The organism is Streptomyces sp. NBC_01233 (assembly GCF_035989305.1).
Taxonomy (GTDB): Bacteria; Actinomycetota; Actinomycetes; order Streptomycetales; family Streptomycetaceae; genus Streptomyces.
Genome location: NZ_CP108514.1, coordinates 6,270,811 through 6,289,207, shown reverse-complemented (window position 1 = coordinate 6,289,207; position 18,397 = coordinate 6,270,811). Strand labels below are relative to the sequence as shown.

The following is an 18,397-nucleotide window of genomic DNA, read 5'->3' as shown; positions in this document are numbered from 1 at the left end:
GCGCGGAGAGGAGTTTTGTTGCGTTCTAGGGGAAAAATAATGCCGAAGAATAAATCTCTTCCAGTTGTCTTTAGCTATGTCGACGGATCCAATGTCTTCGTCGCCGGGATGCAATGTGCCGCAGCCCGACGGGGCTGCGCCCCGTCCGCCCATGAGGCCGCAGTCCGCCGCATGGCCGATCCGTCGTGGCGGTGCAACTTCCGCGCGTTGCACGGACTGCTGTTCCCGCCCACCTGTGCAGAGGGCCAGGCCATCATGTTCGGTTCGTATGGGGAGCCGGGGACGGCAGTGTGGGAACAGCCGGCTCAGTACGCGGGCTTCACGGTGGACCTGCTGCGTCGCAACGCGCACAACCGCGAGAAGCAGGTCGACAGTGCCTTGACCACGATGATGCTCACCGACATCCGCTACATGCGCCCGGAACGCGGGGACATCGTGACGCTGGTCTCCGGCGACAGCGACTTCGTCCGCCCCGTCCAGGCCCTCCAAGGAGCAGGGGTCAGGGTGCGGGTACGCAGCTGGGATCACGCTGCGAGCCGCGAGCTCATCGCGACAGCCGATGAGTACATGCCTCTGGATCCGCACTTCGACGAGCTGACCTACACAGCCTGATCCGTCGGCCGGCCTAACGCGACAGGCACGAGGCCCCCGGAGGCCGGCACCGGGGGCCAGCGACCGGACCGGCCAGGCCCGTTCGATACAAGATCAATCTCACCGATACTGGCTGTTCCGTTGGCCGCCGAGGCCGGTACACCCACCGCTGGGACACCCGGCCCGCCAGCCCCCGCATCCGATAACCCCAGCTCACGCCCTACTGGCGGACGCTCTTACCGGTTTCGGTTGGCGATGTAGCCGCAGGCGGCGGTCGCGATGATGGACGTGAAGAGTGCGAGAAAGTATCCGGTTCCCATGGTCATGAAGTCGCCGGCGTGTATCTGGGCGGGTGGGCCGCCCGCGCCCTGGACGGCTGCCTCCTTGTTGAGGAGTTCTCGCAGGATGCTGGGGGTGAGGAAAAGAAGGAAGGTGTAGAGGCCGAGGAAGAGAGCGGCCCAGAACGAGAAGGTGTAGCGCTCGCATGAGGTCCGGCGGCTGCCTGCCTGGTAGACGAGGACACCGACCCCGGCCAGTACGGCGAGGCAGATGAAGCCGCCACCGTCGGTGAGGGTCATCGCGGACCTCTCGAACGCGAACCCGAGAAATGAGAAGTCCACCCACGGCAGCGGCAGGGAGAACAGGTCCAGGCCGACTGCTGCGGCGGCTGTGATGTAGACGGCGCGCGGGGCGTCGGTGTAGCGGGGCTCGGGGTCGCTCATGGGGTCCTCGTCTGGGTGGGCGCGCAGGCGGCCGTCGTCGACAGAAGGGATCTTTCGCGATGCGGCGCCCGCGCAGATTAGACCTTGAACGCTGATCAATCCATACAGGTCCAGAACATGGAACAACCCCTGCGGAGGACGATGTTCTCGTCAGGAGTGACGGAGCCTCCGCACCGTTTTCTGTGACGATCCCGGGATGGACACGACACCTGGTACGAGCCCTTTCCGCAGCCTGGGCAACCACCTCGATCACGCTTTTGAGCCGTGTACGTGGTTCGAGGGGCTCAGTCCCGAAGCCCGCGCCGCTTGGGAGCGCCACGAAAGCCACTGCGACGACGGGCGCCCCGATGAAGATCGTGCGCTACGAGCCCAACGAGCTGTTCACCTCCACCGCCCCCTACTACGCCACCATCGCCACCCGACCCCAGTGACCAGCGAACTCAAGCACGGCCAGGCAGCCATACCACTCCCCTTGTGGAGTCGTATACGAACTCTTACAGTTATGGAGTCGTATACGACTTCGGAGGATTGGTATGGATCAAGAAGCCCTGCGGTCAGTCGTGGTCGGCGCACTCGCCGACGTCGAGTCGCTCCAGGAGAAGCTCGCTGGCCTGCTGGCAGACATCGACGGAACCGCAGAATCGGTGAACATCCCTCGACAGGGCCGTTGGAGCCGCGAGCAGGTGCACCTTCTTTGGGAGGGCTCCAAGCACCTGACAGGGGTCCGCGCGCTGTTTGAAGCCACAGCCGCAGCGCCTGGCGAGACGGTCACGTTCACTGAAGTACTGAAACGCTCGAAACTGGACGAGCGGCAGCAGCGCAATGAACACGCACGTTTGAGCCGAATCGCTGCTGGGCTGTTCGGCGCCAAACGCTGGCCAATCGAAAACTGGCAGGGCAGCCACAACGCGAACCTGGGCAAGGCCGAAATGCTCTACCGGATGGATCCTCAAGTGGCAGATTGGTGGCGCAACTTGCGCCATTGATCCTACCGAGTCGAGCAAGGGGGTCCGGGAGAGTCAGCCCTCTCGGACCCTACCGAAGGAGACCTTTGTTAGTTCAGAGAAACTAAACCGAACGCGACGCCCTCCTGTCCACACTGAACAAGCTCGTCACGTCTGCGGGAGCCATCGTCGCAGTCGGCGGACCGGCTGAAGTCACCCTCAGCCCCAGCCGGATCGGCGACATCGTGCCGCCCTCATCCTCAACGAATCTGGAAATGATCAACGCTGAGAAAATGGCCGGGCACGCTGGTCTGTGATGACGCGGCTGCCCGTCTTGACTACCGGATTTCCGTCGAGACCGGGTCGAGGAAGAAGACGCACTGCTTCGCGTTGAATTCGCCCACCTCGGCGACGAAGCGGAACTTATCGCCCGCGCGGACGGTAGCGGGGGTGTTCCGGCCGGACAGCTTCAGGTCGTGGATGTTGACGTCCTCGTACTTGAAGGCCGGGCCGACCCCCGTATTCGATCCCTTGTCGCCCGGGCCCAGGAGGAAGTCGTAGCGGGTGTCGTAGTCCCCGTGGGGCGCCATGTGCACGATCGAGCCGTCGAACGCTACCGTCTTGCCCTTGTACTTGGTCGCGAAGTCCAGGTTCGCATCGTCGCACGAGTCCGTCTTCAGCAGCGCCGCGAACTCCGGGTTGTTCTGAGGCGTGATCACCTCAGCGGCAGCCGACCTGGCCGCGGTCGGAGCAGACGTGGCGGAGGGCTCTGCGCTCGCAGTGGCCGCCGCCGGCTTGTTCGACTCGTCCTTATTCTCGCCTCCGTCCTCAAGTGCCGCGGCCACGCCGATGACGATGGCCAGGATCACGAGGCCGCCGACCGCGGTGCCGATCAGGAGCCGCGGCAGCGGCTTTTTCGGCCGGCGGAAGTCGAGGCTGGAGCGCAGCATGCCCTGGGCTTGTTCGACGAGCTCCCAGCCGTCCTTCTGCATCTTCGCGATCACCAAGCCGTCGGTGCCGCGAACTGTCTGCACGGTCTTGTACTCGTACTTGATCTCGTCGGCCATGCGGCTCCGCCCCCCGAAATGAACTGTTCATACCAACTGCCTCGCGAGCATAGGGGACTCCACGAGGAACTCGGCATACCCGACGTCACCCTTGGCCCCGAGCCGACGACCTGCTCGCCCAGGCCGCGGCAACCGGAGCCAGGCCCAGTGTGCTGGCCCTGGCCCGGCACTTCGGCCTGAGCAACACGACCTTCCGCCGGCGCTACCCCGAGATCGCCCGCGTGATCGCCCAGGCACGGACCGCCCCTACCGACAGCACGGCCGCCTCCGGGCAGCCGAGCGCGTTCGACCGGTTGGCCGCCCGCAACGCCAAGCTGAAGCGAGCCAACCGGCTCCAGGCCGACCAGCTCAAGCTCGCCGCCGCGCATCTCCAGCGCCTGGCCGTGGAAAACGCCCGGCTACGCGAGATCGCCGACGACCGCGCCGGGGTCACCCGCATCGACACCCACCGAACCTGAACACGGGGCGGCAGCAACAGGCACCCCGGGCCGGGGCTCAGCTCAGCCGCCCGCGAGCGGAATGGCCGCCAGGTGCTCCCAGGTGATCGTCTTGGCGGCGCTGTCCGCGGTGACATCGACGAGATGGACGCTGTCGATATGCAGAGGTGCGTGGCTGGGGCGGACCCGCCGTACACGACGCTGGATCTGGTGGAAGTGCTCCAGAGTGACTTCTGCCGTGGCGTACGACTCGGTCATGTGCAGGACGCCGGTGTCGTAGGACGTTGCCTCGGGTCCTCGCACGATCTCGAAGGCCCTGGTCGTGGCGGTGCGCAGGGCGTTGAGGGGTTCGTCCGGCCCGAGGTCGAAGATGATTCCGCTGCCGTATGTGAGAGGGCTGCCCACCGTGATTGCGAAGGGGGCGACGCGCCGCAACTGCGTGGTCAGCTCGGCGGCCAGGGCCTCTCGCTCGGCGTCGGGAATCTTGGAGGCGGGCGTTTGACTCAGTTGGTAGAGCGTGATGTGGAACCATCGGTCGCCGACGTGGGTGAGCGGGTCGTTGTTCGTCGCGGCACGAATGCCGCGGACGAGCTCGAACAACTCCGGATGATGTCCGAGATCTACGGCCACGTAGGCGTGCAGTAAGGACGGGGTACCCGCCCCCCATGCGCCTTGTCCCTGCCGGAAAACAAATGGCTTCATGACGAGGGAACGTACCCCCTTGGCTTCGTTCAACTGACCGCCTTGGGTGCCCTCGGTCATGCAGTGCAGCGTGGTCCGCACCGAAGCTGGTCGAAGAAGCACGCGCCCTTCGCGCTGGGTTGAGGCCGGCGCGAAGGACGTGCTCGTGGGACCGGGCGTCCCCCGGGGCAGGGCTGGGGCGGCGATGACGCTTCGTACGGCCAGCCCCGGACTGGGTGCGACGGGGGTGCTCTGGCCGTGAGCCCCTCGTGGGCGGTGACGGCGTGGTCCCCGTCCCAGGATTTCAAAGAGCCGCCGAGGGCTACTCCTCGTCCTCTTCGTCTTCAGACTCCCTTACGAACCAGAGGTCGAGGGTGTACTGCTCAGTTGCGGGGCACTGCTGCCACGCGGCGCGGAGCCGTTCCGGGCTCCATTCCTCTTCGACGGAGCGTCGGTGGCTCGTGTCGCAGTAGGCGGCCATGGCGTCGCGTCCGCTCCAGGTCGCCTGCCCGTCGTACACGCCAGGCCTGGGAAGTTCCATGACGCCTGCCGGCCCGTAGGTGAGCTGGTTGACGACGAGCTGCCCGGTTTCTGATTCCAGGGTGAGGGCAACGGTGCCCTCGATGTCTTCCGGGGGCTTTTGAGGGCCGTCCCAGACCTTGATGGTGACCTGGACTTCGATGTCGGCTTGGAGGCTGTGCAGGTAGAGGTGGTATCCGTTTCCGGCGACCACCTCGGTCCTCGACCGGGCCAGCGTCTCGTCGTCGCCAAGGTAGGCGTCGGCGTCGTAGACCTGCACGATGCCGCGGTCCGGGCGGGCTGTGGTGCTGTACTCGGCGATGAGGGGCACGGGAGCTCCGTCAGTGATCAGGGCGTGATTTTCACGTAGAACGCGTCTCCGTTGAGGATACGGTTCAGGGTGTACATCTCATTGAGGCGTCGGCCGCCGGTCTCGTTGTCGCCTCCGTCGATGAGGCGGGCGGAGAAGCGCTTGCCCGGAGCTGCGGCCCCCTCCTTCGTCGAGGCGAAGGGGTACTCGTCGCACTGGAGCTTCGTTCCGCTGTAGTCACCCCACACGTCCTTGCACGTGGCGATCGCAGCGTCGCGGTTCTTGTCCTGCGCGGTCTTGTCGATGAGGCGGTGGAGCGGGGTGGAGCCTCCGGGCACAGACTTGCCGGGGAAAGACGGGAAGGTGCGTTCGGGAAGCGTCTGTGCGTCGAGGATGTGCCGGGCGCTCTCGTTGACGGCCGGGTCCTTCAGGCTCATCACGAGTTCGACGCGGGCTTCGGTGAACACGGTGCCCTTGAACTTGCCCGCGGTCGGTCCGGCGTAGTCGAAGCGGACGCTGGAGTAGGCCATGACGGGATCCGACCACGGTACGGCGGTGGGCGAGGACACCCGCATCTCGAGGGAGACCATCCCGGAGACGATCTGGGTGTTGGCCGCATCGAGCTTGCCCGTGTCGGGCGAGGTGTAGTTGAGCTGCCAGAAGGGCTTGGCCTTCCACTGGGCGATGGTCTCGCTGCGGCTGGTGACGGCCGGCTTGGTCATCCTGGGGTTAGGGCCGCTGGCAGAGGCGTTGATGGAGTGGCTGAAGTTCTGGTCGATCTTCCACGTGGCCGGGTTCTCGCCGGCGACCGCCTTGGCCTTGATGTTCTCGATGCTGCTGGTGTAGTCGACACGCCGGGATCCGTCGTAGGTGAAGCCGAGAATCCACAGGTCGAACCAGAGCTCGCCTCGCAGGCGCTTCTTGTCGTCGATGAGCTTGAGGTAGACAGGCTGGTGCACGCATGCCTCGAAGCGGTTCTTGATCCACCCCTTGCGGGTCTTCGCCTCCGGGCGGGTAGCGCATTCGGTGCGCAGGTCCTCATCCTCCGGGCCAAGCACGGTCGTGGCGGTCGAACCGGGCTGCGAGGGTATCGTCGCGCCGGCCGGGCCTGCTGTTGTGAGGCCGGCCACGAACACGAGCAGCGCGGAAAGGATCACTGTCGCCGTCCGGCGCCGCGGGGCTCGCCTGGACCGGGGCGGGTGGGCGTCGGGCACTGCGATCTCCTGCTCTGAGGATGGTGCGGACACGTGGGTGGTGGTCAGGAGCGGCACATCTGCCCCCAGCAGGCATCCAGGAGCTGGCCGGTGGCCGCCGAGTAGGTAGCGCGGAATCCGCTGAAGGTCAGACCGCGCTGCTCAAGTCCGCGGGTGGACGCCGAGGACTCCACGGTCACCACGGCGGCAGCCAACTGGAGGGCCAGCTCGGCGGTACCTGCGGGCGCGGGCAGCGTGGTCGCCGTCGTCACACGCAGCGTGTCCTTAGCGACGCCGAATGACGCAGCGGCCCGGACGCCGATGTCGTCAACGCTCACCGGGACACTGCTGGCGAGCGGAGCGGTCTCTGGGGAGGGCTGGAGGGCGGCGGCGTTGCAGACCTTGGCCGTCTGTACGCATGCGGACAGGCCAGGGACCGAGGTCAGGCAGGAGTCCGGGGCGTTGGCTATGCACTGCGACAGGGCCTCCTGGTCGACGCCGTTGAGGGTTCCAGTCGACGGGACCGGTGCGGGAAGTAGCGTGGCCAGGGTGGTGGGGCCGGGTTTGCTCGCGCTCCACTGGGTGAACTTCGTGCCGTCCGTCAGCTTCGCCTTGAAGCAGTACGGTGCGGTGTACACGGCCGTCGGGTCGGAGGGAATGTCCCTCGATTTCCCGCAGATCCCCAGGGTTGTGACCTGGGCGGTATCCGCGGTCGCGGCCCGGTACCAGGTCTTGTTCTCCGCCATGAACTGGACCCTGCTCGAGATCAGCGGGACCGTGACGTACTGCGGCCCCCTCACCTCCAGCCCGATGTCGATCCGGTTGGAGTTCCCCCGCGGGACCTTGAGCTGGTCCGTGGTGCTGCCGACCCAGTTGAAGTCGTACAGCACGTCCCACTGGGCGCCACTGGCCTGCCGGACCGTCATATAGGTGTGGTTCGCGTTGTCCGTGGCAGTCGGGTTGACCCCGGCCGTGATCGCCTTCGTTTTCCCGCCGCTGTTGCCCAGCTCGGTCCAGCGCGGGCCGTACGAGCGGGTCGTCGCACCGGTCTTCTCGGCGTAGAGGCCGACCGCGATGGAGTTGGCGAACATGCCGCCTTCGGTGTTCGGGACCATCCGCAGGTAGTTCGATGCCTCCGAGGTCCCGGCGCTGCCTCCGCTGGTGAAGGTGATGGGCACGTTGCGCCAGGTCGCGAATGCGCCGATCACCGGCTGGCCGGCCTGAGTACAGGCCACTGCCCAGAAGAAGATGCGGGCCTGATGGGTCTCGTTACAACTCTGCACCGGCGCACTCGCAGCGGCTGGCGACGCCGCCGCCAGCGGCAGCACCAAGGCCACCGCGGCTGACAGAACGGTGAGCAGCTTTCCCCGTAAACGCAAGGTTCCCCCCTGAATGTGATCATGTGGATGACCTGGCGAACCTATCGAGTCGATGCACGCAGCACGTGTTTGACTGGCGACTTGGCCGGAACGGTCTCAACGCTGGCTCAACCAGCGCCCTGACATCTGCGGGAGGCGCCTGCGGGCCTGGAGTGGCCCCGGGACCGAGCTGGAGCATCGACGAAGGACCAGGTTCTGTCGCGACGAAACTCCCGAGTACGGGAAGATGCGTACTTGCACCGTGCGAAGTCATCGGAGAACTGGAGCAGCATGTCGGACAGCGCCTCTCAGACCGCGTCTCTCAGCGCTGCCGAAGACGGCCTCATTGACTACATCCGCCAATTCGCCGAGCTCTCCCAGGACGCCTACCACATACCCGCGAGCTGGAGCTACCGGAGCCAGTTCCATCTCCTGCTGGCCTTGGGCCGTCGGTTCACCCCTGCGACCAGCCTCGACAATCTGGTCGGCATGCCTGACCGGCTCTGCTACAGCAACGCGGCCCGCTACGCCCGGGCTCACCGTGACGAAGGAGTGGTGTACGCCGAGGGGTTCGCCCTCACCCATGCCGGGCTCGACGTCTACCTCCCTCACGCCTGGATCGTGCGTCCCGACGGGACAGTGCTGGACCCGACCTGGGATGACGCACCAGGCCGGGCATACGTCGGCATCCCCGTTGCCAACTCCCGGCTATGGCCCGTTGAGGGCGGTGGACTGCTACAGGACTTCGACCGGACCCTGCCGTTGCTGCGCGACGGCTTCCCGCACAATGCGCTCGCTGATCTCGGCCGCCCTCTGACAGCAAGCGGCAGCCAGGACCTTCTTCCCGAACTCGGTGAGGCGCATTCGGTGCACTGATGTCATGACCATGCGCACTAAGGGAGTCGCAGCGACCGGCTACGAGGCCCGGGGTGGTGCTGACCAAGCAGGGCAGGACGTCGGTCAACGGTCAGCCGCAAACCCTACCTACAAGCTCGGGTACAGCTGGGGCACCGCCGACTCCGACCCCCTCAACAGCACCCTGCGCGCCATCACCCCGCGGCGGGTCCCGGTCACCATCTCCCGCCTGCACCTGCTCGACGTGACGTTCACCCAACAGCCCCTCGACGGCTGCCGCAGCGCCTGGGACATCTCCTGGACACCGATCGCCGTGCTCCCCCTCGGCTGCGGGGTCTGAACTCACCGGCAAGCAGCTCGAACCCCATAGCCCATACAAGATCCATTCACGAAGGAGCACCGCTGATGCCGCTCACACCGCCTCTGGAAGAGACCCTGGTACAGGCCGAACAAGCCCGCCACCAGGGCCGGCTCAGCGAATCAGAGCGGTTATACGACAGCGTGGTCACCGCGCTCGCCGCGGTCGCGGACACCGACGAAGCCCTGTGCCGGGTGCTGCACGGGTTCGCGCTGACGCTGTACGGCCTCGAGCGGTACGCCGAGGGCGAGTACCACCTGCGCAGGGCTCTGGCGGGTCGGGGCAAGGCGCTCGGCCCGAGCGCGCCGGAGACCATCGACACGCTGGCGCGCCTGGCCGAGGCCATCGGCGAACAGGGCCGCTGGATCGAGGCCAACGCCCTGGCCCGCGAGGCATTCCGCCTCGGCCAGAGCGCACTCGGAGTCGGCCACGACGTCACCCGCGGGGCCCTGCTGGCGAGCGCCTGGGTGACTGTGTCCTCCGGCACCCCGCACGCGGACACGCTGGCCCGTGCCGTCGTCATGGCCCTGGACGGCTCCACCCACGCCGCCTCCGCCCGCAACCTCCTCGTCGTCGCCCTCCGCAAGAGCGGCCAGTACGAGGAAGCCGAAGAAGTGGCCCGCAAGACGCTCGTCATGCGCGTGGAGCAGCTGGGCCCCGATCATCCGCACACCCTGCTCCTGCGTTCCGATCTCGCGCTCACCCTGCACGCCGCCGGCCGCACGACCGAGGCCCTGACCTTGGCGGAGGAAAACCTGGCTGCCGGCGAGCGAGCCCTGGGGCCGCACGCCCCCTGCACGGCGCGGCTACGCAAGGCCCAGGAGACGATCGCCGCCTGAGCCTCCGCCCGCCCTCGGTGACCGGCACGGTGGCGGCCGAACTGATCGAACCCGAAGTCTGCGCGCCAGTCCAGTGGCAGACTCCCCCTATGGCCACCATCGACATAACGGGACTCGAACCTGCCGCCGTTGTTGCCGCCCTGTACAACCATGCCCAGCCCGTCGGGCTGGGCATGGCGGCCGAGGGCAGTGATAGGCAGCTGAATGTCGACGAGGCGCGGAGGCTGCTCGATGAGGTGCCAACGATCTCTGTGCGGCAGGCGCCGCCCTCGGACCTGCCGTATGCCGACGCCTTCGGCAACTTGTTCATCAATTACCTTCAGGGCCGCCCTATGTACGTCTCGATCACCGGCTCCGAACTGGACACCGGCCGCTACGACCGGGATCACGGCGACGGCGCCGCCGAGCGCATCGTGGAAGACCTGAAGCAGACCCGTGAAGCAACGACTTCGGCAGACTTGGACGCGGCTACGGGAGCAGATGCATGAGGACTGGCACCATGACCCTCAGCCACCAAGTGGACGTCGCCGCTTACCATTCCCTGCCCAGACTCCCCACCTTTCACCCCTGCAACAAGCATCATGGGCACGACTTTCGGATCACCCTGGAATTGACCGCACCGGCCGGCCTCGTCACCGATGACGCAGGCAACCAGCTGCGAGTGGTCGCCGCGGAACTCGTCAGACCCGGCGGCCCGCTTCACATGGAAGAGCTGGGATACCTGGACGGCGGGGAGTTCGATCCTCGCGCAGACAGCCAGTGGCTCGCGGCGTGGGTGCACCGGTGGGTGGCCGCTCGCCTACCGGACGCCCTGAGCACTTACCTGGTGATCCAAGTCCAGGCTCCCGCAGTTGACCGCATCCCCATGGTCCACCGGGGCAGCGCATTCCCGGAGGAACACAACGGGCAGCCGGTCTGAGCCACCCCCTGGCAAGTGCAAAGGCCGGGCCTCGTACCGCCACCTCGATCGCGCAGGGCTTTGCCGAGAGGTCAAATTCGGCGATGCCGCCCCGCTCGAGACCGACCAGAACTGCGAGAGGATCACACCCGTGGGCACGTTCGCATCCGCCGCCCCCTACTACGCCCTCTTCCGGCCCGGCTACCCGGACGCCCTCTACCAACACTTGCGAACGCAGTTCGGCCTCAATGGAAGCCAGCACATGCTCGACCTCGGCTGCGGGCCGGGAACCATCGCTCTACCCCTGGCTGCGCACGTGGCCGTCGTGCACGCCGTGGACCCCGAACCGGCGATGCTCGCCGAAGGCATCCGTCTCGCCCACGAGCAGGGCGCGGCGAACATCGCCTGGCGGGCCGGGGACTCGACCATGCTGAACCGCATGGGGCTGCCGACGATCGCGCTGTGCACCATGGGCAAGGCCATCGGATGGATGGACCAGCGAAAGGTCCTCGCCGACCTCGACCACGTCGTCGCACCGACAGGCGGGCTCGCGTTCGTCTCCGGAGCTGCTCTATACGAGCGGCCGACCTGGCTCGAGGTCATCGAGCGAGTCGGAACCACCCACCTTGGCCCCGGCTACCGGCAGACCTATGGGCCTGCCACACGTCCAGCTGACGCCCTCGACCAGTACTTGTCCGCCTCCACCTTCTCGAGGTTCTCCACGACAACCTTCGAGCAGCCCCTGGCATTCACGGTGGACGACCTGGTAGGCATGCAATTCTCCTTCTCCTACACCAGCCCTGCCGTCCTCGGCGCCCGGAAGGACGCGTACGAGAAGGATCTGCGGGCGGCCCTGGCCGAGTTCGAACCGTCCGGGGTCTTCCGCGAGGTCCGGCACATCGAGTGCACCACCGCCATCCGGGCGTGACCTCCAGGGCCTGGCCGTCCAGCTGATGCCAGAGGGAACCTTCTGGATGGGTCACGGTGGGAGTGTGGCGGGTCGGCACCGGCAACCCCGGACTCTGCGGGAGCTGACCGAGGCCCTCGCGTACGAGGTCGACGACCAGGTGGTCCGGGAATACCCCCGAGTCCTTCGGACGCGTCAGGCCGCCTGAAGCTCGGCCACCAGCCGCGCGGCTTCCTTCTTCGCTGGCACCAGCAGGGGATCGGCGTCGTGGGCGTGGGGGCCCGACGATCTGAGCTGAACTGGCCCAACTTGGTCAGCACCTCAGAGGCTCCCGGGGTCAGTTTTCAGGAACCCGCGACAGCCCCTTGACCGCAGACGTGTTCGCGCTTCTCCCAGCGGAAAACCACGAGCGCACGCCGACGGCACGCGGGATCATGAGGTATGAGTCCGGATGGCTGGCACCTCACCGAAGACCTCGACGACTTTCTCGCTCGCGCCGGAGACTTCCTGCGGTCGCGTCCCGCCCTGCACACAGTCCCGCTGACGGTGACCGAGGCACTGCGTACGCGCGGGGCGGATGCGTACGGCGCCGATGCCCCCTCCTTCGGCCTGCTGGAGCGGGCGGGCGAGGTCCGCGGGACCTTCTTCCATACCCCGCCCCGCCGGCTGACCCTCACCCCCCTCCCCCACGAAGAGGCCGACAGCCTCGCCACCCACCTAGCCGATCTCGGCCACCCCCTCCCCGGCGTCAACGCCGACCACGACACCGCCACCTCCTTCGCCGAGGCTTGGCAGCGGCACACGGGCGCGATACCGACGGTGCACGAGCGGGAGCGCCTGTACCGCCTGGGCACGCTCACGCCACCGGAGCCGATCCCTGAGGGCCGGGGGCGAGTCGCAGGTGAGCAGGACTGCAAGCAACTCATGCTCTGGCACCGCGAGTTCGTCACCGACATCGGAGGAACCCCCTCTGCGGACAACAGCTCGTGGGCGGACACGCGCATCGCTCACGAGCGCGTCACACTCTGGGAAACCCCGGACGGCACCCCCGTCTCCATGGCGGGCAGGACCCCCATGGTCGCGGGTCAGATCCGGGTGGCCCCCGTCTATACCCCCGCCCACCTGCGCGGACGCGGCTACGCGGGCGCCGTGACAGTCGAGGTGAGCCGGGCCGCCCTAGCCGCGGGCGCGGCGGAGGTCCTGCTGTTCGCGGATCTGGCCAACCCCACCAGTAACGGCCTCTATCAGCGGATTGGGTACCGACCGATTTGTGACTTCGTGGTGTACGACTTCTAGAGTCCGCGCCAGAGATCCGGCGGAGGACTCCTGAGCGCCCCTTGGCGGGCAGCACAGCGAACAAGGCGAGGGCCGGAACCTGCACCGCCACGTCTCCTTGATCGCGCAGGGCTGTGTCGAGAGGCCCCATACGAGGTGCCGCCCCGCTCGATGGTGACCAGAACTGCGAGGCGACATGCCTGAACACCAGCGCGAGGACTAAGCGTCCCGCGGTGCATCCGATCGGATGCGGGGACGCTCTACCGGGCAGTCGCGCCAGAGCGATCCGACCAAGTGGGGGCTTCGTATGTTCGGGCCGGGTCAGCCGTCGAGCTTGTTCAGCATGACGGCGTACACGGGGCTGTCGGGGAACGGCTGGTTCTCGCCGATCTTGCGGTAGCCCCAGCCCTCGTACATCGCCTGAAGCCGGGGCCGCTTCGTGTCCACAGTGAGGACCGCCCACGGCTCCGGGCGTCCGGCGAGGAGCGCGTCGTGCAGGCGGGGCCCGAGGCCAGTCTTGCGCCACTGCGGGCGCACCATCAGCTCGGAGACGGAGAACGTGGCGGGATCCTCCGGCGCCGTGTCGAGGTGTCCCTGCCACCACTCCCTCCCCGCGGTGGCGGGAGCACCGTAGGTGAATCCGACCGGCACGTCGCCGTCGTAGGCGATCACGCACGAGAAGCCCTCGTTGCCGCCCCAGTGGTCCACGAACCATGGGAAGCGCTGCACGAACTCCTCGTGCCGTCGGTCGGCGTACGCATCCTCGTGCACATCCAGCAGCGTCTGCCGGATGCCTCCGAGATCGTCGTGGCTGTAGTGCCGCAAGGTGGTGCCGGTCAACGGACGCTCCATTGGGTGCGGTAGCGGTCGGCCCACTCCCGGGCCGTCCGGTCGGTGGGGGCAAGGGTGAAAAGGTCGCGCTGGAAGTCCCCGAGCTGGGTTCGCATCCGGCCCGGGAGTGGACCGCTGGCCATCAGCTCGAACGCGTCTCCCGTCGTCGCGCACGCCTGTCCGATGTCACCCTGGCGAAGCTGCGCGTGGGCGAGCCGGACCATGGTCATGGCCCTGTTACGCCGGTACTCGGCGGGCAGCACTGCCAGCGCGCGGTACGAAGCGGCCTCAGCATGGGCGGGCTCGTCGAGCAGGTCGTGGACGATCGCGGTGAGCGCGGCCAGTTCCGCAGGTCCGTAGAAGCCGATCCACGCCGGCCGGGGAACGGCCTCGGCTTTGGCAAGGGCGTCGTGGGCGTAGCCGAGGGAGCGCAGTGCGGGTTGCCGGTCGCGGCGGGAGGCGTGCCCGATAGCCGTCCGGGCGTGGGCGAGGGAGGAGAACAGCGGATCCCGGCGTGCGGTGGCCGTGGTCTGCGCGGCCTGGGAGGCGGCGATGCCCTCCCCGTATTCGTGGCGCTGGTGCGCGAGCATCGCTGTGGAGTTCCACACCCTCATCTGCGCCATCGGGTCCTGCGCCAGCCCGGCCAGCCGCAGGCCTTCCGCCAGGTGGGTACGGGCGCGGTCGAGCTGCCGGGCGTCGATGCACGACCAGGCGGCAGAGGCGGTGTAGTGCGAGGCCACCGAGAAGAGACGCTGCCGAACGGTCTGAGAGGCGGCCCACTGCTGCAACCCGATCGCCTCTGCCGCCCCAGCGAGCGCGGCTCTCTCCAGGGCGGTGTGACCGCCCCGGGCCTGGTCCAGCGCGGTCAGAGCGGCCATTCCTTCACGCAGGCGGATCACGTCTGCTGTTCCGACCGACCTGCGCCCGGCCGGGGCGGGAGCAGCGATGGCGACGGCCGCGCCGGCGGTCAGGGTCCAGAACGTACGGCGGTGCACGGGGTCCTCCGGTGGTGCAGTGGCGGGTGAGGCGAACCCTAAATCCGACAATGGGCATCCGAACACCTGCTCAAGCGCGGCGCGGGTCCGCCCGATCGGCCGTGTGGTGCGTCCGTTCACCAGATTCCACACGCTGCGCGCGGACATATTTCCCGGCCTGCCGGTGATCGAATGCAGCGCCGCGTTCATCTGACCTGCTAACTCCTCCTGAGTCAGCCCAAGATCAGCCATCCGCTGCCGAAGTACGGCGTTCTCTGCCATGCCACAGACCGTAGCGACGGGCTCACCCGCAGGACACCTGCTCGGGTAATCCATCCGTAAAGTCTTCCGGCGGCCCGCGACCCCACCACCCGCAACCTTTCCTGTCTCCAAGACCGTTGCCGTCGTTGACTAGACATCACGCCGCCGGAATGGCCCAGGCTCCCCGGCCAGCGGCAGGAGGAGAGCCCCGTCCATGTGCCACGCATGGGCGGGGCCATCGCCCGACGAGGAGGCACCGCCGTGACCACCGCGCACCGCCCGCCGTCCCACCAGTCGCTGCCCGCATGGCTGTACGAGGGCGCTCGGGTCCTGGACCCGGAGAAGGACCGCGAGGCGATCGTGCAGTTCATCGGGCCGTGGGAGGAACCGCAGACCGGCCGCATAGTCCCCTGCGGGGTGTTCCTGCGGCCCGAGGGCGGGGGCATGGAGTGGATCGTCGCGCCTGGTGCGGTACGAGAGGCGGAAGGCCGATGAGGTTACGGCTGCTGGACGGGACCGAGCTGGCCGGCGACCCCGCGCGCTGCGTGGAATTCGCGCTCGACCAGGTGCGCGTCGAAGACGGTCACCTGGTCCTGCGGATTACCCCGGCGGACCTCGTGCATCTGCGGATCGAGACCGACATCGTCCTGCGGGAAATCCGCGGTGAGGCCCTCCGCGCGGAACAGGCCTGGCGACGCGCCCTCGGCGAGTGGCACGAGGAAGGCCGGGCGGCCGTCGAAGCCCGCGCACCCGACGTGGCGTTGCTCACCCGGGTCCTCAATGCCTTGCGCTGCGAAGCCCTGGTGCTCGTGTAGGCGCATCACAGATTTCCGCCCCCGAACCTTCCAGGCAGTCGGCACGGGGGCGGAACGGCGCCGGAGGCCACGGCCCCACGGGCTTCCGGCGCCATCCACGCACCACTCGCACACAACCGAGAGGACCACCATGAGCGCCACCCTGACCCCCGAAAAGGTCGAACTCGGACGGTTCTTCACCGTCAGCGCCGCCCGCTTCAAGGACGGCCACGCCACGGTCGAGATGTTCTCCGGCGCGATCGATGCCGAATGGCACGAGCTGCTCGACTCCCCCGAGTTCGCGGAGTTCTGCACGCAGCACGCCGGCCAGCAGATCGGCCACGCCCCGCTGAAGGGCTCGGGCGAGATCGCCTGGGTCACCGCGTACGAGAAGCTGTTCGGCCCGCTGCCCGAGGTCTGGTTCACCAACGCGGCCGGCGAGGTCGACACCGAGGCCCTGCACCGCTACCGGACGACCGGCATCGTGGTCGCGGAGTGGGACTGCTCGCCGATCGGCGGCGGCGACGGGGACGACGTGGTTCCCGAGCGCCGGGAGATAGCAGCCGCGTGATCACCGCGCACGCTGCCGGAGCGCTCCGGTCCACAGCCGGGGCGCTCCGCCTCATCGAAGCCCGCACCACACAGCCGAGCACCGTGGAGATCGCCGCGTACGTCCAGGCCGTGTCGGCGCACTGCCCCTATCTCGCGCCGTCCGTCGAACGGGGGGTGACCGGGTGGACCGTGTACGAAGCTGCCGGGGACACGGGAGCGGTCGAAGCGGAGGTGTTCCACGCGGCGGTCCAGGCTGCCGAATGGGTACGGCCGTTGGCCTCTCGCCGCCACGGGATGCTCGTATGCGAGAACATCGTCGTCCTGGGCGCGGATGCCGGGACGCTGGTGTGGCCGCACTGGGCGCTGAAGAATCTGTACGGGCCGGTGGGCTTGATGTTCGGGAAGTTCACGGCCGGCGAAGTTCGCGGCCAGATCCCGGTGCCCCCGGTCTCGTTCCTCCCCGTGCGGGTCGCGGTACGGCCCCGTGACCCGCGTTTCCTCGGCGCCACACCCGAGTTGGCCGCCGCGGTGGCGGAAGCGGTCGATGACGGCCGTGACGTCCTCGACGGCATCGGACACGACTGGACGGAGATCAGACAATGGGCGCAGCACCTCCTCCCAAAGCACTAGAAGCCCTGGAACGGCGGTTCGGGACGGTCGCCCACGACCTGCTGAGCGACCGGCGGGGCTCCAGGGCGTGGAAGATCACGACGCCCAGGGCGACACTGGTGCTGAAGGCCAACGCTCCCGAACACGACGGCGCCAGGAACAAGGCTGCCGAGATGGAGCAGGAAGACCGCCACCTCCTGGCCCTGGCCGAGGCCGCCGCGATCCGTCCCTCCTACCGGATCGACGCGGGAGCGTGGGGCGGCGGGCGGTGGCTGGCGGTGGAGTGGGTTGACGGCGCACCGCTGTGGCGGGCCCTGACTCCCACCCGCGAGGACACCGGAAACACCACCGCGCACCGTGCTCTGCTGCTGCGCCTGGCCCAGACGTGGGCTGCCCGGCTCGCCCCGATGCACGCCGCCGGGTGGGCCCACGCGGACGTCCAGCCCACCAACACCCTCGTCGACCCCGACGGCGCCGGCCACGTCATCGACTACGCCCTGGCCTGCGGCCCCGAGACCGCTCGCCTGCCCTACCGAGGCGCGCTCACCCACACCACCGCCCCCGAAATCGCCGACGCCATCTTGTCCACCGCCGACGACGTCCACGTCCAGACGAACCCCGCAGCCGACATCTGGGGCCTGGGCGCCTCCTTGTTCTGGTGCTGGACCGGGCACCGCCCCGGCATCTACGAGGACGACACCCCCCGCGCCGACAAACTCCGCACGCTGGCCCAGGGGAAGCTGTACGACCTCCAGGACGTCCAGCCGTGGCGTTTTCCGGCGCTGGAGGAGCTGATCGAGGCGTGCCTGTCACCGGACCCCGGCCAGCGCCCCACGGCCGCCGAGGTGACCTCGTGGTCACGCTGAGAAGGCTGACCCTCGACGACGCTCCCGCGATGGCGCGGATCTACCGCGGGGCCTCGGTCCGCTTCACCCACGGCGAGGACTACCGGATGACCGTCGAGGACGCCGCCGTACGCATGAAGAACATCCACGACCAGGATCGCGCAATCCCCCGCACCCACTGGAACCTCGGCATCACCGTGGCCGGCGACCTGATCGGCGTCATCAAATCTCGCAAGCACAGCCCCGACTTGGCCACTCTTAGCTACATCCTGCGCGAAGACACCTGGGGCCACGGCCACGCCACCGACGCCGTAAGGCAGTTCGTCCCGATCGTGTTCGCCGAAGCCGCGGTGACCCGTCTCGAAGCCAAACACCACCCCGACAACCCTGCCTCCGGCCGCGTCCTGGCCAAGTCCGGGTTCACCCGACTCGGCGTACACGAGGGCTACACCGAATATCGGATCGCTCCACCCTCGCCAAACAGAAAGATCCGTTGACCGGAATTGCGCTGTCCGCGGTGCTGCCACCCAACCCCATTCCCATGATGCCGCGACCCTGCCGCAGGCCCGATGATCTT

25 protein-coding genes are annotated in these 18,397 nt (G+C 67.8%); 17 read left to right on the top strand and 8 right to left on the bottom strand.

All coding sequences use genetic code 11. The features are described 5' to 3' along the window. Positions 1 to 171: 171 nt before the first annotated feature. Positions 172 to 612 (top strand): NYN domain-containing protein, encoded by a 441-nt coding sequence (locus tag OG332_RS30165; RefSeq protein WP_327416416.1) that lies wholly within the window; start codon positions 172 to 174, stop codon positions 610 to 612. Positions 613 to 827: 215 nt separating this feature from the next. Here OG332_RS30165 and OG332_RS30160 read toward each other — a convergent pair whose 3' ends face one another. Then, positions 828 to 1,313: a hypothetical protein gene (locus OG332_RS30160; protein ID WP_327416415.1), complete on the bottom strand. Its 486-nt coding sequence runs from the start codon at positions 1,311 to 1,313 to the stop codon at positions 828 to 830. 257 nt (positions 1,314 to 1,570) lie between these two features. On the opposite strand from OG332_RS30160, the gene OG332_RS30155 reads away from it, so the two are divergent. Together OG332_RS30155 and OG332_RS30150 are read left to right on the top strand one after the other, a co-directional pair. Next, entirely contained in the window at positions 1,571 to 1,744 is a 174-nt protein-coding gene (locus tag OG332_RS30155; RefSeq protein ID WP_327416414.1) for a hypothetical protein, read from the top strand. A 102-nt stretch (positions 1,745 to 1,846) separates the two neighbouring features. Beyond that, entirely contained in the window at positions 1,847 to 2,299 is a 453-nt protein-coding gene (locus tag OG332_RS30150) for a hypothetical protein (RefSeq protein ID WP_327416413.1), read from the top strand. A gap of 296 nt (positions 2,300 to 2,595) precedes the next feature. Here the strand turns inward: OG332_RS30150 and OG332_RS30145 are convergent, their stop codons facing one another. Next, on the bottom strand, positions 2,596 to 3,324 hold the full coding sequence (locus tag OG332_RS30145) for a DUF4839 domain-containing protein (protein WP_327416412.1): 729 nt from the start codon (positions 3,322 to 3,324) through the stop codon (positions 2,596 to 2,598). Positions 3,325 to 3,473: 149 nt separating this feature from the next. Here OG332_RS30145 and OG332_RS30140 point away from each other — a divergent pair, with 149 nt between their 5' ends. Next, a complete protein-coding gene (locus tag OG332_RS30140) occupies positions 3,474 to 3,782 on the top strand; it encodes a hypothetical protein (protein WP_327416411.1) in 309 nt (102 codons plus the stop codon). Between the two features lie 42 nt (positions 3,783 to 3,824). On the opposite strand, the gene OG332_RS30135 is transcribed toward OG332_RS30140, so the two are convergent. From OG332_RS30135 to OG332_RS30120, 4 genes are all read right to left on the bottom strand, one after another. Further along, positions 3,825 to 4,523, bottom strand: coding sequence for a 2'-5' RNA ligase family protein (locus tag OG332_RS30135; RefSeq protein WP_327416410.1), 699 nt, complete (start codon positions 4,521 to 4,523; stop codon positions 3,825 to 3,827). A 241-nt stretch (positions 4,524 to 4,764) separates the two neighbouring features. After that, complete coding sequence (locus tag OG332_RS30130; protein WP_327416409.1) at positions 4,765 to 5,292, bottom strand: hypothetical protein; 528 nt, start codon at positions 5,290 to 5,292, stop codon at positions 4,765 to 4,767. 17 nt (positions 5,293 to 5,309) lie between these two features. Next, positions 5,310 to 6,485, bottom strand: a complete 1,176-nt coding sequence (locus tag OG332_RS30125) for a NucA/NucB deoxyribonuclease domain-containing protein (RefSeq protein ID WP_327416408.1) — start codon at positions 6,483 to 6,485, stop codon at positions 5,310 to 5,312. A 44-nt stretch (positions 6,486 to 6,529) separates the two neighbouring features. Beyond that, positions 6,530 to 7,699: a hypothetical protein gene (locus OG332_RS30120; RefSeq protein ID WP_327416407.1), complete on the bottom strand. Its 1,170-nt coding sequence runs from the start codon at positions 7,697 to 7,699 to the stop codon at positions 6,530 to 6,532. Between the two features lie 414 nt (positions 7,700 to 8,113). Here OG332_RS30120 and OG332_RS30115 point away from each other — a divergent pair, with 414 nt between their 5' ends. The 7 genes from OG332_RS30115 to OG332_RS30085 all read left to right on the top strand — a co-directional run bounded on the left by OG332_RS30115 (position 8,114) and on the right by OG332_RS30085 (position 12,975). Then, positions 8,114 to 8,698, top strand: a complete 585-nt coding sequence (locus OG332_RS30115) for a hypothetical protein (RefSeq protein WP_327416406.1) — start codon at positions 8,114 to 8,116, stop codon at positions 8,696 to 8,698. Positions 8,699 to 8,702: 4 nt separating this feature from the next. After that, positions 8,703 to 9,017 (top strand): hypothetical protein, encoded by a 315-nt coding sequence (locus OG332_RS30110; protein WP_327416405.1) that lies wholly within the window; start codon positions 8,703 to 8,705, stop codon positions 9,015 to 9,017. 65 nt (positions 9,018 to 9,082) lie between these two features. Continuing rightward, positions 9,083 to 9,874: a tetratricopeptide repeat protein gene (locus OG332_RS30105; protein ID WP_327416404.1), complete on the top strand. Its 792-nt coding sequence runs from the start codon at positions 9,083 to 9,085 to the stop codon at positions 9,872 to 9,874. Positions 9,875 to 9,963: 89 nt separating this feature from the next. Next, complete coding sequence (locus OG332_RS30100; protein ID WP_327416403.1) at positions 9,964 to 10,362, top strand: hypothetical protein; 399 nt, start codon at positions 9,964 to 9,966, stop codon at positions 10,360 to 10,362. Between the two features lie 11 nt (positions 10,363 to 10,373). Next, entirely contained in the window at positions 10,374 to 10,793 is a 420-nt protein-coding gene (locus OG332_RS30095; RefSeq protein WP_327416402.1) for a hypothetical protein, read from the top strand. A gap of 130 nt (positions 10,794 to 10,923) precedes the next feature. Beyond that, positions 10,924 to 11,700, top strand: coding sequence for a class I SAM-dependent methyltransferase (locus OG332_RS30090; protein WP_327416401.1), 777 nt, complete (start codon positions 10,924 to 10,926; stop codon positions 11,698 to 11,700). Between the two features lie 420 nt (positions 11,701 to 12,120). After that, on the top strand, positions 12,121 to 12,975 hold the full coding sequence (locus OG332_RS30085) for a GNAT family N-acetyltransferase (RefSeq protein ID WP_327416400.1): 855 nt from the start codon (positions 12,121 to 12,123) through the stop codon (positions 12,973 to 12,975). Positions 12,976 to 13,275: 300 nt separating this feature from the next. On the opposite strand, the gene OG332_RS30080 is transcribed toward OG332_RS30085, so the two are convergent. Beyond that, positions 13,276 to 13,806 (bottom strand): GNAT family N-acetyltransferase, encoded by a 531-nt coding sequence (locus OG332_RS30080; RefSeq protein ID WP_327416399.1) that lies wholly within the window; start codon positions 13,804 to 13,806, stop codon positions 13,276 to 13,278. Next, positions 13,791 to 14,780, bottom strand: coding sequence for a hypothetical protein (locus OG332_RS30075; RefSeq protein WP_327416398.1), 990 nt, complete (start codon positions 14,778 to 14,780; stop codon positions 13,791 to 13,793). The genes OG332_RS30080 and OG332_RS30075 overlap by 16 nt, the downstream gene beginning before the upstream one ends. Before the next feature lie 501 nt (positions 14,781 to 15,281). Between OG332_RS30075 and OG332_RS30070 the strand changes: the two genes are divergently transcribed. The 6 genes from OG332_RS30070 (at position 15,282) to OG332_RS30045 (ending at position 18,317) form a co-directional block, all read left to right on the top strand. Beyond that, positions 15,282 to 15,515: a hypothetical protein gene (locus OG332_RS30070; RefSeq protein ID WP_327416397.1), complete on the top strand. Its 234-nt coding sequence runs from the start codon at positions 15,282 to 15,284 to the stop codon at positions 15,513 to 15,515. Beyond that, positions 15,512 to 15,835, top strand: coding sequence for a hypothetical protein (locus tag OG332_RS30065; protein WP_327416396.1), 324 nt, complete (start codon positions 15,512 to 15,514; stop codon positions 15,833 to 15,835). Before OG332_RS30070 ends, OG332_RS30065 begins: the two co-directional genes overlap by 4 nt. A 130-nt stretch (positions 15,836 to 15,965) precedes the next feature. Further along, entirely contained in the window at positions 15,966 to 16,385 is a 420-nt protein-coding gene (locus OG332_RS30060) for a hypothetical protein (protein ID WP_327416395.1), read from the top strand. Then, positions 16,382 to 16,996 carry a hypothetical protein gene (locus OG332_RS30055; RefSeq protein WP_442816232.1) on the top strand — a complete coding sequence of 205 codons (615 nt, stop codon included), beginning with the start codon at positions 16,382 to 16,384 and terminating at the stop codon, positions 16,994 to 16,996. Before OG332_RS30060 ends, OG332_RS30055 begins: the two co-directional genes overlap by 4 nt. Beyond that, entirely contained in the window at positions 16,966 to 17,841 is an 876-nt protein-coding gene (locus OG332_RS30050) for a protein kinase domain-containing protein (protein WP_327416394.1), read from the top strand. The genes OG332_RS30055 and OG332_RS30050 overlap by 31 nt, the downstream gene beginning before the upstream one ends. Next, positions 17,829 to 18,317: a GNAT family N-acetyltransferase gene (locus tag OG332_RS30045; RefSeq protein WP_327416393.1), complete on the top strand. Its 489-nt coding sequence runs from the start codon at positions 17,829 to 17,831 to the stop codon at positions 18,315 to 18,317. The genes OG332_RS30050 and OG332_RS30045 overlap by 13 nt, the downstream gene beginning before the upstream one ends. Positions 18,318 to 18,397: the final 80 nt, after the last annotated feature.

What these genes read in the sequence shown, in the direction of transcription:
- OG332_RS30145 (WP_327416412.1), bottom strand. Translation starts at nt 3,324, where the DNA reads ATGGCCGACGAGATCAAGTACGAGTACAAGACCGTGCAGACAGTTCGC.
- OG332_RS30080 (WP_327416399.1), bottom strand. Translation starts at nt 13,806, where the DNA reads ATGGAGCGTCCGTTGACCGGCACCACCTTGCGGCACTACAGCCACGAC.
- OG332_RS30165 (WP_327416416.1), top strand. Translation starts at nt 172, where the DNA reads ATGGCCGATCCGTCGTGGCGGTGCAACTTCCGCGCGTTGCACGGACTG.
- OG332_RS30060 (WP_327416395.1), top strand. Translation starts at nt 15,966, where the DNA reads ATGAGCGCCACCCTGACCCCCGAAAAGGTCGAACTCGGACGGTTCTTC.
- OG332_RS30115 (WP_327416406.1), top strand. Translation starts at nt 8,114, where the DNA reads ATGTCGGACAGCGCCTCTCAGACCGCGTCTCTCAGCGCTGCCGAAGAC.
- OG332_RS30095 (WP_327416402.1), top strand. Translation starts at nt 10,374, where the DNA reads ATGACCCTCAGCCACCAAGTGGACGTCGCCGCTTACCATTCCCTGCCC.
- OG332_RS30085 (WP_327416400.1), top strand. Translation starts at nt 12,121, where the DNA reads ATGAGTCCGGATGGCTGGCACCTCACCGAAGACCTCGACGACTTTCTC.
- OG332_RS30050 (WP_327416394.1), top strand. Translation starts at nt 16,966, where the DNA reads ATGGGCGCAGCACCTCCTCCCAAAGCACTAGAAGCCCTGGAACGGCGG.
- OG332_RS30065 (WP_327416396.1), top strand. Translation starts at nt 15,512, where the DNA reads ATGAGGTTACGGCTGCTGGACGGGACCGAGCTGGCCGGCGACCCCGCG.
- OG332_RS30160 (WP_327416415.1), bottom strand. Translation starts at nt 1,313, where the DNA reads ATGAGCGACCCCGAGCCCCGCTACACCGACGCCCCGCGCGCCGTCTAC.
- OG332_RS30135 (WP_327416410.1), bottom strand. Translation starts at nt 4,523, where the DNA reads ATGACCGAGGGCACCCAAGGCGGTCAGTTGAACGAAGCCAAGGGGGTA.
- OG332_RS30105 (WP_327416404.1), top strand. Translation starts at nt 9,083, where the DNA reads ATGCCGCTCACACCGCCTCTGGAAGAGACCCTGGTACAGGCCGAACAA.
- OG332_RS30100 (WP_327416403.1), top strand. Translation starts at nt 9,964, where the DNA reads ATGGCCACCATCGACATAACGGGACTCGAACCTGCCGCCGTTGTTGCC.
- OG332_RS30110 (WP_327416405.1), top strand. Translation starts at nt 8,703, where the DNA reads ATGACCATGCGCACTAAGGGAGTCGCAGCGACCGGCTACGAGGCCCGG.
- OG332_RS30150 (WP_327416413.1), top strand. Translation starts at nt 1,847, where the DNA reads ATGGATCAAGAAGCCCTGCGGTCAGTCGTGGTCGGCGCACTCGCCGAC.